At 60.5% G+C, this 10,743-nt stretch carries 10 protein-coding genes; 5 read left to right on the forward strand and 5 right to left on the reverse strand.

Annotated features, from left to right (window positions below; all coding sequences use genetic code 11):
* Nucleotides 1-12: 12 nt before the first annotated feature.
* Nucleotides 13-711, reverse strand: a complete 699-nt coding sequence (locus tag IWX85_RS17620; RefSeq protein ID WP_036804505.1) for a GntR family transcriptional regulator — start codon at nt 709-711, stop codon at nt 13-15.
* Nucleotides 712-838: 127 nt separating this feature from the next.
* Between IWX85_RS17620 and IWX85_RS17625 the strand changes: the two genes are divergently transcribed.
* The 4 genes from IWX85_RS17625 to IWX85_RS17640 all read left to right on the forward strand — a co-directional run bounded on the left by IWX85_RS17625 (nt 839) and on the right by IWX85_RS17640 (nt 5,134).
* Nucleotides 839-2,059, forward strand: coding sequence for an alanine--glyoxylate aminotransferase family protein (locus tag IWX85_RS17625; RefSeq protein WP_196870599.1), 1,221 nt, complete (start codon nt 839-841; stop codon nt 2,057-2,059).
* Between the two features lie 104 nt (nt 2,060-2,163).
* Nucleotides 2,164-3,141, forward strand: coding sequence for a tripartite tricarboxylate transporter substrate binding protein (locus IWX85_RS17630; protein WP_196870600.1), 978 nt, complete (start codon nt 2,164-2,166; stop codon nt 3,139-3,141).
* Nucleotides 3,138-4,361, forward strand: coding sequence for a CaiB/BaiF CoA-transferase family protein (locus IWX85_RS17635; RefSeq protein WP_036804500.1), 1,224 nt, complete (start codon nt 3,138-3,140; stop codon nt 4,359-4,361). Before IWX85_RS17630 ends, IWX85_RS17635 begins: the two co-directional genes overlap by 4 nt.
* Complete coding sequence (locus IWX85_RS17640; RefSeq protein ID WP_196870601.1) at nt 4,358-5,134, forward strand: enoyl-CoA hydratase/isomerase family protein; 777 nt, start codon at nt 4,358-4,360, stop codon at nt 5,132-5,134. Before IWX85_RS17635 ends, IWX85_RS17640 begins: the two co-directional genes overlap by 4 nt.
* A 42-nt stretch (nt 5,135-5,176) precedes the next feature.
* On the opposite strand, the gene nth is transcribed toward IWX85_RS17640, so the two are convergent.
* A complete protein-coding gene (nth, locus tag IWX85_RS17645) occupies nt 5,177-5,821 on the reverse strand; it encodes an endonuclease III (protein ID WP_036804495.1) in 645 nt (214 codons plus the stop codon).
* Nucleotides 5,822-6,057: 236 nt separating this feature from the next.
* Nucleotides 6,058-6,444: a HipA domain-containing protein gene (locus tag IWX85_RS17650; RefSeq protein WP_196870603.1), complete on the reverse strand. Its 387-nt coding sequence runs from the start codon at nt 6,442-6,444 to the stop codon at nt 6,058-6,060.
* 427 nt (nt 6,445-6,871) lie between these two features.
* Between IWX85_RS17650 and IWX85_RS17655 the strand changes: the two genes are divergently transcribed.
* Nucleotides 6,872-8,059 (forward strand): PLP-dependent aminotransferase family protein, encoded by a 1,188-nt coding sequence (locus IWX85_RS17655; protein ID WP_196870604.1) that lies wholly within the window; start codon nt 6,872-6,874, stop codon nt 8,057-8,059.
* 167 nt (nt 8,060-8,226) lie between these two features.
* Here IWX85_RS17655 and IWX85_RS17660 read toward each other — a convergent pair whose 3' ends face one another.
* Both IWX85_RS17660 and IWX85_RS17665 read right to left on the reverse strand, forming a co-directional pair.
* Entirely contained in the window at nt 8,227-9,486 is a 1,260-nt protein-coding gene (locus IWX85_RS17660) for a hypothetical protein (RefSeq protein ID WP_196870602.1), read from the reverse strand.
* A gap of 757 nt (nt 9,487-10,243) precedes the next feature.
* Entirely contained in the window at nt 10,244-10,456 is a 213-nt protein-coding gene (locus tag IWX85_RS17665) for a DUF3606 domain-containing protein (RefSeq protein ID WP_036804491.1), read from the reverse strand.
* Nucleotides 10,457-10,743: the final 287 nt, after the last annotated feature.

The raw sequence follows: 10,743 nt of genomic DNA on the forward strand, positions 1-10,743 counted from the left end.
TTTTTTGGCGTTTCAGGCTGTTGAAGGATGGGGGCTGGCGGCGGCGGCGGCATCGCGCAGCTGCAGGATCACGGTGTCCAGCTTGTGTCCCAGGTGCTCGGCCATGACGGCGCGCATGGCGGCCGGGTCGCGGGCCGTGAGCGCGGCCACCATCTGCTGATGCTCATTGACGGCGTCGCGCCACTTTTCCTCGTTCTGGTTGGAACGAAAGCGCAGCGCCTGCAAGCGGGCATTGACCTGGTTGTAGGTGGCCATGAGCACCGGGTTCTTGGCGGCGGCGTTGATGGCGCGGTGAATCGCCGAGTTCAGCCGGTAATAGGCCGGCAGGTCGCGCCGGGTGTAGGCGGCCAGCATTTCGAAGTGCATCGCCTTGATCTCGTTCAGTTCGGCGTCGGTGATGCGCCGGGCCGCCAGTTCGCCCGATTGTGCTTCGAGCCCGGCCATGACCTCGAAGGTATTGCGCACATCGGCTTCGCTCAGCTCGACCGCAATCGCGCCCCGGTTGGGCAGCAGCTCGACCAGGCCTTCGGCCGCCAGCATCTTGATGGCTTCGCGCAGCGGCGTTCGCGAGACGTTGAGCACTTCGCTGAGTTCGCGCTCATTGAGCTTGGCGCCGGGCGCAATGCGGTTCTCGACCAGCATCTGGCGCAGGCGGTGCGCGACCTGCTCATGCAGGGCGGCTCGGGGGATGGGAATGATTTCGGCTGTCATGATTAAAATTTTGTATGCAAAACTTCTGGCTGTCAAATACCTTGTTAGCTGTAATTCACAATTATTTTTGTTGACAAATGAATTTTGTATGCAAAAAATGGCGACTTATTTCAGGAGCAAATGCGACATGCTGACACTTGACTTTCATCCCACCGGCCGGCATTTCCTGCAGATTCCAGGGCCGTCGCCGGTGCCTGACCGCATCCTGCGGGCCATGAGCCTGCCGACCATCGACCACCGCGGGCCGGAGTTTGCCGCGCTCGGCCTGAAGGTGCTTGCCGATGTGAAAAAGATCTTCCAGACCCGCCAGCCGGTCATCATCTACCCGGCATCGGGCACCGGCGCCTGGGAAGCGGCCCTTAGCAATACCCTGAGCCCCGGCGACCCGGTGCTGATGTATGAAACCGGCCACTTTGCCGCCCTGTGGCAAAAGCTGGCAGACCGGCTGGGTCTGAAAACCGAGGTCATACGCCACCCAAGCGCCGAGGTGTGGCGCCACGGTGTGGATGCGGCTCAGATCGAGACACGGCTCAAGGCCGACACGCAGCACACCATCAAGGCGGTCTGCGTGGTGCACAACGAAACCTCGACCGGCGTGACCAGCAACATTGTGCTAGTGCGCAAGGCCATGGATGCCGCCAGACACCCGGCACTGCTGCTGGTCGATACCATTTCGGGACTCGCGTCGGCCGACTACCGGCATGACGAATGGGGTGTGGACGTGAGCATCAGCGGCTCGCAAAAAGGCCTGATGCTGCCACCCGGCATCAGCTTTAACGCCGTGTCCGCCAAGGCGCTGGAAGCCAGCAAGAAGGCCACGCTGCCCAAGGCGTTCTGGGCCTGGGACGAGATCATCGAGATGAACAAGAGCGGCTACTGGCCGTCCACGCCCAACACCAATTTGCTGTACGCATTGAGCGAAGCCTGCGACATGCTGCTGGCGCATGGGCTGGAGGCCGTGTTCGCCCGCCACCAGCGCTGGGGCGAGGGCGTTCGCGCCGCCGTCCGGGCCTGGGGCCTGCAGATCCAGTGCGCCGACGCAGCGGTGTATTCGCCGGTGCTGACCGGCGTGATGGTGCCGGGCGGAATTGACGCCGATGCTGTGCGCAAGATCATTTACGAACGCTTTGACTGCTCGCTGGGCACCGGTCTGGGCAAGGTCAAGGGAAAAATGTTCCGCATCGGCCACCTGGGCGACTGCAACGACCTGACGCTGATGGCAGCCCTCAGCGGCTGCGAGATGGGGCTGAAATTGGCAGGCGTGAAGCTGGCCGGCTCGGGCGTGCAGGCCGCGATGGACTATTTTTCAAGCCACGCGGCTGTCGTGCCAGCGCGCAAGGCGGCTTGAACCGCCCAATTCAAATTATCAAAGCGCTATCAATGTAATAGCTGCTTACGCACGTAGGTGTTGCGCTAGATGCCTATTTTATTAAAAAACCAGGAGACAAGACCATGCACCGCAGAACTTTCATCAGCGCCACCGGCGCCGCCGTAGCTTCACTCGCCACGCCCATGCTGTGGGCGCAGGCCTTGCCCACGCAACCCATCCGCATCGTGGTCGGCTTTGCGCCGGGCGGCGGCACCGACATCCTGGCCCGCGTGATTGCGCAAAAGCTGTCAACCCTATGGAACACCACCGTGATTGTTGAAAACAAGGCGGGCGCCGCTGGCATGATCGCCGCCGAGTACGTGGCCAGGCAGCCCAGCGACGGCACCACGCTGCTGATGGCGCACATCAACAGCCATGCCATTGCCCCGGCGCTGACGCCGAAGATGACCTACAGCGTTGAAAACGACTTCACGCCAGTCGTGCTGGTCGGCGTCACGCCCAACTTGCTGATCTGCAACGAGCAGCAGACGGCGCGCACCGTCAAGGACGTCGTCGAGTTGTGCCGCAAGAACCCCGGCAAGATCAGTTTTGGCTCGGCCGGCAACGGCTCGGCGCAGCACCTGGCCCTTGAAATGTTCAACCTGGCCGCCGGCATTGATGCAATCCATGTGCCCTACAAGGGCTCGGGCCCGATGTTGACCGACCTGATCGGCGGGCAGATCAACTACAGCTTTGACACCATGACCGCTGCCACGCCGCATGTGAAAAGCGGCAAGGCAATTGCCGTGGCGCAGACGCGCCAGAAGCGCGCCAAGGGCCATCCAAACGTGCCAACCATGGCCGAATCGGGTTTTCCGGGTTTCGAGGCGACCACCTGGTACGGACTGGTCGGCCCCGGCAAGCTGCCGTCGGTGCTGGCCCAACGCATGAACGAAGACATCAACAAGGTGCTCCTGATGCCCGATGTGGCCGAGAAGTTCGAGCAGTACGGCGCCGAGGATGGCGGCGGTTCGAGGGAAAAGTTCGGTGACTTCATCAAGGTTGAATCAAAAAAATGGGCCAAGGTCGTGAAAGACGCCAATGTAAAGGGTGATGCATGAATTCCGAAGACAGCGCGGGGAAGCGCCCGTTGCCGCTGGCCGGCGTGAAGGTGCTCGACATCAGCCAGGTCATGGCCGGGCCCTATGCCTGCATGCTGCTGGCCGACCTGGGTGCCGACGTCATCAAGATCGAGCCGCCCGGCAGCGGCGACCAGACGCGCGGCGCCATGGGCTTCAAGATGAAGGGCCCTGATTCGATGGGCTTCATGAACATGAACCGGAACAAGCGCAGCGTGGCGTTGAACCTCAAGACGGACGCCGGGCGCGCGTTGCTGCTGCGCATGGCGAAGGACGCCGACATCCTGATCGAGAACTACCGCCCCGGCGCCATGACCCGCCTGGGCCTGGGCTACGACGTGCTGAAGGACATCAACCCGCGCCTGGTCTACACCAGCATTTCGGGTTTTGGCCAGACCGGTCCGTGGGCCGACCGGCCCGGCTTCGACTTGATGGCGCAGGCCATGTCGGGCGTGATGAGCGTCACCGGCTACCCCGGCGGCCCGCCGGTCAAGGCCGGCGTGCCGGTGGCCGACATCGGCTGCGCGCTGTTCGCCATCTACGCCACGTTGTCGGCCTACATTGGCGCCAAGGCCACGGGCCAGGGCCAGCACATCGACGCGTCGTTGTTTGATTCGGCACTGGCGTTTTCGGTCTGGGATATCTGTGACTACTGGGGCACCGGCAAGCCGCCCGAGCCGCTGGGAACGTCCAACAAGATGACCGCGCCCTACCAGGCGATGGCCAGCTCAGACGGCCATTTCGTCATGGGCGCGAACAACCAGAAGCTCTGGCTCAAGCTGTGCGCGCTGATCCACCGGCCCGACCTGGCCGAGGATGCGCGCTTTTCGACCATTTCGCTGCGGCTGGGCCACCGGGCTGCGCTGGAGGAAGAACTGGAACGCACGTTTCGCCAGCAGCCCAAGGATTACTGGGTCGAGACACTTCTGGCGGCCGGCATTCCGGCAGGCCCTATCCTGAGCTACCCGGAAGCGTTTGGCAGCGAGCATGCCAAGGTGCGGCAGATGCGCATGGAAATCGACCATCCCATCGAAGGCACGGTGCCGAACATCGGCTTTGCGGTCAAGCTCTCAGGCACGCCGCAGCAGGTGCGCCGGCATCCGCCGCTGCTGGGCGAGCACAACGCCGAGGTGCTGGGTGAACTGGGCGTCAGCGCCGACGAGTTGGCCGAACTGGAGGCGCAGGGCGCTTTTGCATCATGAGCCAGGGCACGGTGCACCTGAGCATCGAGGAGGGCGTGGCGTCGGTGACGTTTGACCGCCCGCAGGCACGCAACGCCATGACCTGGGCGATGTACGAGCGGCTCGGCCAGATTGGCGAGCAGCTGCAGGCCGATTTGTCGGTGCGCGTGGTGACCTTTCGCGGCGCCGGCGGCGAGGCCTTCGTGGCCGGCACCGACATCGAACAGTTCACGGCGTTTAGCTCTGGCGACGACGGCGTGGCCTACGAGCAGCAGATCGACCAGTGCATCCGCAAGCTTGAAACGCTGCCCATGCCCACCGTGGCGGTCATCGAAGGGTGGGCGATTGGCGGCGGCCTGGCGATTGCCACGGCCTGCGATTTCCGCATTGCCACACCGGCTTCGCGCTTTGGCGTGCCGATTGCCCGAACGCTGGGCAACTGCCTGTCGGTGGCGAATCTGGCGCGGCTCGGCGCCGTGTTCGGCCTGCCGCGCGTCAAGCGCATGCTGATGCTGGCTGAGACCCTGGCAGCCGACGAAGCGCTGGACTGCGGTTTTTTGTTGCAGATCAGCGAGGCGGGTGAGATGGATGCCGCGCTGGCAGCGCTGTGCGAACGGCTGGACGGGCTGGCGCCGGTGACGCAAGGCGTGACCAAGGAAGGGCTGCGCCGGCTGGTCAGCCAGAACCTGCCAGCCGACGAGGATTTGATCCGCCGTTGTTACGGTAGCGAGGATTTTCGCGAGGGCGTGGCGGCGTTCGTCGGCAAAAGACGTCCGGTCTGGCGCGGCGCATAGCCCGCCTGATACGCCGGCCAGCGCTGACTGAACCTCATCCTGTCAAACCGGCGGCGGCTGGGTCTTGGGCTTGAAGTCGCAATAGGGCACTACCGCGCATTGCCAGCACAGCGGCTTGCGGGCGATGCAGACATAGCGGCCATGCAGGATCAGCCAGTGGTGCGCGTCCACCAGGTAGTCAGGCGGTATGCGCTTGAGCAGTTTGTGCTCAACCACCAGTGGGTTCTTGCCCGGCGCCAGTCCGGTGCGGTTGCTGACGCGAAAGATGTGCGTGTCCACCGCCATGACGGCTTCGCCAAACGCCGAGTTCAGCACCACATTGGCGGTCTTTCGGCCCACGCCGGGCAGGGCCTGCAGTGCCTCGCGATTGCGCGGCACCTGGCCGCTGTGCTGTTCGACCAACAGCGCGCAGGTCGCCAGCAGGTTTTTGGCCTTGGTGTGGTACAGGCCGATGCTCTTGATGTAGCTCTCCAGCCGTTCCAGCCCCAGGTCCAGCATCGCCTGCGGCGTGTGGGCGGCTGGAAACAGCCGGCGCGTGGCCTTGTTCACGCTCACGTCGGTGGCCTGCGCCGACAGCAGCACGGCGGTCAGTAACTCGAACACACTGGTGTATTCCAGTTCGGTCACCGGCATCGGGTTGGCGGCTTTGAGCGTGGCAAAGAACGGTTCGATGTCTCTGGTTTTCATGGGGCAAAGTGTAGGACGGTCAGGCGGTAGATTCTCTGGGGCATGGATTTGCTATGTAAAAAATAGCTGCTTGCGCAAGCCAGGCATGCGCAAAAGCCCTGAAAGGCTTGAAAACTGGCTGCTGCAGGTGGTCACGCAAGTTCCGCCGTAAACCGGACCGCCTGCGTCAGCATACCGGCGCGGATGGGTTCAAACACCTGCTGCGGAAAACTGGCCGGCAGCACCAAAGCGACACGTTACAGCGCCTCGGGGACTTGCTGCACCAGCGCCACCGTGTGTTCAAACGCTTCGGGCACACCGTTTTGCCGCGCCTGCGCTTGCCAGTGGCGGGTGCTGATCTTGTGTTGGTGGTGGTAGGCATTTTTGCTGCACTGGGCCATTGCCAGCCTGGCATGGCGCGGGCTGATCCGGCGGGCGCCATTGCCGATCACGGACCAGATCGACAGTACGTCCTGCAGCGGCGTCATGTGAAAAGCGCCGCCGCGCTCCAGGAAGATCCAGAAGTTTTTGGCATGGCCATCGGTGGCGGCCATGATCCAGAAGGTGAGTTGTGACTTGATGAATACCAGTCTGTCTGCATCGGCACGGCTTCTGGTGTCCAGTTGGCGAAGAATGGCGAGAATGACCGGGCCGCCGTCGGACGCATATTTTTTTCACCCTGCAGCCCAAGGGCCTGGCAAAAATCTTCCTGGGGCAGCCGCGCCAGCCAGGGCGGACTGCCCTGCGGTGTTTGCAGTGACTGGCCAAAGCCGGCCGGCTTCACGGCGTGCGGCAACAACTGCACGGCCCCCACACAATCTCGCCCCACGGACGCCAACAGGTCAAATGCTTGCTGACGGCCGGTTGAAAATTTTCATTGGATACGTCGGTGCATGGCGTCGCCGCGATGCGGACTGTTGTCGGGGGTGAAGGGGTAGGGCATTGGCTGATGGCAGGTCGTCGAAAAATCTTTGCGCGCAGTACCATTCATGCCAGCGCTTTATAAGCCGGGCAATTTCAGCACCTCCCAAAACCTTCACAGACAATTCACCCAAAGACCGAACCATGCCATTGCAATTTGCCGACCGCCTGAACAACGTCGAAACCTCTGCCATTCGCGAACTCTTCAAACTGCTGGGCAAGCCCGGCATCATCAGCTTTGCCGGCGGGTTTCCGGACCCGGCCATGTTTGATGTGGAAGGCATCAAGGACGCCAGCAGCAAGGCGCTGAACGAAGAACCGGGCGGCGCATTGCAGTACGGCGCCACCGAGGGCTACCAGCCGCTGCGTGAACAGCTCAGTGCCTTCATGGTCAGCAAGGGCGCCAGCGTTGCGCCACAAGAACTGATCGTGACCACTGGCAGCCAGCAGGCGCTGGACCTGCTTGGCAAGACCATGATTTCGCCCGGCGACAAGGTCATCGTCGAAGGCCCGACTTTTCTGGCCACCATCCAGTGTTTTCGCTTGTACGGTGCGCAAGTCATCAGCGCACCGACCGACGCGCATGGCGTGAAAACCGATGAACTGGAAAAGCTGATGGCCGAGCACCAACCCAAGTTCGTCTACCTGATTCCGACCTTCGGCAACCCCAGCGGTGCGCTGCTCAGCCTGGCGCGCCGCCGGCAGGTGCTGGAAATGGCCGTCAAGTACCAGACGCTGATCGTGGAAGACGACCCCTACGGCGACCTCTACTTTGGCGAAGTGCCGCCGCCGTCATTGCTGGCACTTTGCGACACGGTTCCGGGCAGCCGTGAACTGCTGGCGCATTGCGGCTCGCTCAGCAAGGTGCTGTCGCCCGGTCTGCGCATCGGTTGGATGATTGCCCCGCCGGCGCTGCTGGCCAATGCGGTGATGTGCAAGCAGTTCAGCGATGCGCACACCAGCACCTTTGCGCAGGCCACCTCCGCGCAGTACCTCATGGCTGGCCGCATGCCGGCCACACTGGCCAATGTGCGCAAGGTCTACGGCGAGCGCGCCGCCGCCATGGGCGCTGCCCTGAGACGCGAACTGGGCAGCGCGGTAGCATTCGAGCAGCCGCAGGGCGGCCTGTTCTTTTGGGCCCGCTTGACCGGCGAGGGCGGAAAAATAAAGGACGCGGGCGAGTTCGCCAGGAAGGCGATCGCGCAAGGCGTGGCCTTCGTGCCGGGAGCGCCGTTTTATGCGGCAAGTCCCGACATGGCGACTTTCCGGCTCAGTTTTGCAACGGCGGATGTGTCGAAAATCGAAGAGGGCATGGAACGATTAGGGCGGGCGATCTAAGTCAATCAAATCACCCGGCACCCACTCAAAAACTTTCGGGTTCTGAGCCATTCAGCTATTTACGTTCAAGCACGCGATGCAATCGGAAAATCCGGTTGCGTGCTCCGGCGCTTGCCCTGATCTGCAGGTGTTCATCAATTCAGGCTGCCTCGTGCGCAGCCCTTGATTCAATTGGCTTCATCCGCCAGTTCGAATGCAGGAACCTCTGTCAGCGGGGCGCCCAATTGGATGACGATCGACCTGTACGATTTCAGTTCGATACCAGCAGGGTCGCCTTGGTAAATGCGCAAATTGCCGCCATCCCGGACATAAATCACGACAGGGGTGTTGAGCTGACCGGCCACATTCGTTCGGGTGAGCGGCTGACCCCATATTTTGAAAAACTGTCCCAGCGTAATCCGGTCATTATTAAGTGGTTCAATATGCAGGGTGCCGTTGGCATCATGGGTGTGCAGCGGATAAAAGCAGGTCGTGTTGGAAACTGCGTCATCTCCAACGACTCCGATAAGCTGTGGAATGGCCAACCGCACCCCGTCTTTGTAAATCGCCAGATGGGTGTGCGCGTGATAGATATATTCAAGGGTCGACTGGTTACGAGGCCCGTAACACGACAGCCCGTCCACCGGCTGGCCTTGTCCGCCGCGACCGTTGGACAGATTGTCTTCCAGACCACCCTGGCCAACCTGTGCCGCTGTGAACGCTCCGCGCTTGACGATCAGCGGTGTGGTGGACAGTGCCGGCGGATTTTTCCATTCAAAGTTTGGAATTTCGTTCAATGCCGAGCCGATCTGGATCGTGATTTCACGGTTTCCGGTCAGCGGCAATGCGTCCGGCGCGCCAGCATATTCAGCCAGCGTGCTGCCATCCCGGATGAAGACCTTGACAGGCTTGCCGGTATAACCTGCCACATTGGTCGTGGTGAGCGGTTGTCCCCATAGCGCAAAGAATTGACCCAGTGTGTAGGGCGTTGCGCTGCCGGGCCTTGTGCGGATCTTGCCGCTGGTGTCCGTTGTCATGAGGGGGTAATTGCAACCGACGGCTCTGGATGCTGGATCAACAATGCCAGGGCTGCCCTGGACAACCAAGCCGATGTCCTCCGGAATAGCAATTTTCTGGCCGTCCACGACCAGGTTCAGATGGGTATAGCCATAAGCAGGTGAGACTTTGACGGATTTTTCACAGGCAAGCCCCAGTACAGTCTGCCCCATTCCACCCGTCGGCGTGGCGCCTTTTGCAAAAGTTGTCGTGCCAATGCCGGTGCCGTCTTCCAGTGTGACTGCCGCAGCCAGGGTTGGCGTCAACGGCTGCGTATTTGAAGCCGTCGTCCCGCCGCCATTGTCACCACCACCACCGCATGCAGACAGCATGGAAAGGCAGAAAACGGTAAGGCCAAGATGAGTTGTTCTGGATTTAGCTTTTGTATGCATTGATTACCTTTTGAAAAGAGCCGGAAATTTTTCATTAAACCTGGCTTCAATCCTTACAGCCTGTTTAAAATTTCATTCTAGTTGAGATGATTTATTTGAAATGGGTAGTTTGTAATGAAACAATGGTAACTAAATTATTCATGTGTTAAATGCACCGTATTAATTGCGCAAATCAACAAATTTGATTTTTTCTCGCTTCACTGTGCAGTTTATATTGATGAATTTATTATTTATTATTTATTTTTTTTATAAAAATGACGTGCTAATTTAGCGCTCTCGCATTTTGAATCCATTGATGGATTGCCAATTTAATTGGCTGCAGATGATGGGACGGCTATTATTTTTTCAATGGGCGCCACGAGGAATTCGCTGTTTATGCACCATGCCGGTACGTCGACCGGAGCCGGATGGACTGGTCATGATCTTTTTACATTCGGCCAATGGGATTCAAACTTGTGCGCTGTTGCTGGGCCTGCTGCTGGCAGCGGCACGGGCTGCCAGCACATGAAGGCATCCGTTTGCCGGATCCGGCCGCGCTCACGCGCTGTGGACGTGCTGGAACCCGCGCCGCTGGTCGCGCTGCCTGTGCGGCCGCTGGCATGAAGTCCATGCGCTGGTGCGACGCTTCCAGGTTTTTCCGGTGCCGGGCCTGGGGCTATAAAGCCGCAGCGAGCCTGGATGCACCGGCCCCCGGCGATGAAGACATTTTTCCATTGTCCGGAGAGTCCCTTGGGTTGAGCCAGCTTTCAAGGCCGACTCAGCTGTCGCCAAGCTCGTCCATGCGGTCTGCATTGGTGGTGCTGTGGCTGCCCTTGAGGTGCATTTCCACGTCGGCGGCCACATCGCCCACGGCCGCTACTGCTTCGCGCAATTGCGTCTCGGTGACATCAAGCTTTTTGGCCCACTGCGCGCAGGCTGCCGGGTCATTCATGTCAATACGGTCGGGTTCTACGCCAGCGTGGGTTGTCATACGGTCTCCTGAAGGGATGTGTGTTGCTTCAACCGTAACGCTTTGGTTGCAGCCGCCCTGTAGGCCAATGCCGCAGCCGGGGTTCAACCACTGGCGCTGAGAATCGCCAGCGGCATGCCATGGTGTCTGAATTTGCTATCTAATTCATAGCATTAAACACATACTGATTGTGCGCAAATGGCATTTTTCTTTCGCAGATTCAATTACAAAATGCACCAAAAGCTAATGTAAGGGGTTTCATCTCGATGGCATGAAACACCTCGTGAGGAGTGCGAAATCCCAGGCAT

The organism is Polaromonas sp. CG_9.11 (assembly GCF_015752225.1).
Classification (GTDB): Bacteria; Pseudomonadota; Gammaproteobacteria; order Burkholderiales; family Burkholderiaceae_C; genus Polaromonas.

Coding starts and splice junctions, on each gene's coding strand:
- IWX85_RS17635 (WP_036804500.1), top strand. CDS start 3,138: ATGAATTCCGAAGACAGCGCGGGGAAGCGCCCGTTGCCGCTGGCCGGC.
- IWX85_RS17630 (WP_196870600.1), top strand. CDS start 2,164: ATGCACCGCAGAACTTTCATCAGCGCCACCGGCGCCGCCGTAGCTTCA.
- nth (WP_036804495.1), bottom strand. CDS start 5,821: ATGAAAACCAGAGACATCGAACCGTTCTTTGCCACGCTCAAAGCCGCC.
- IWX85_RS17625 (WP_196870599.1), top strand. CDS start 839: ATGCTGACACTTGACTTTCATCCCACCGGCCGGCATTTCCTGCAGATT.
- IWX85_RS17620 (WP_036804505.1), bottom strand. CDS start 711: ATGACAGCCGAAATCATTCCCATCCCCCGAGCCGCCCTGCATGAGCAG.
- IWX85_RS17660 (WP_196870602.1), bottom strand. CDS start 9,486: ATGCATACAAAAGCTAAATCCAGAACAACTCATCTTGGCCTTACCGTT.
- IWX85_RS17640 (WP_196870601.1), top strand. CDS start 4,358: ATGAGCCAGGGCACGGTGCACCTGAGCATCGAGGAGGGCGTGGCGTCG.
- IWX85_RS17665 (WP_036804491.1), bottom strand. CDS start 10,456: ATGACAACCCACGCTGGCGTAGAACCCGACCGTATTGACATGAATGAC.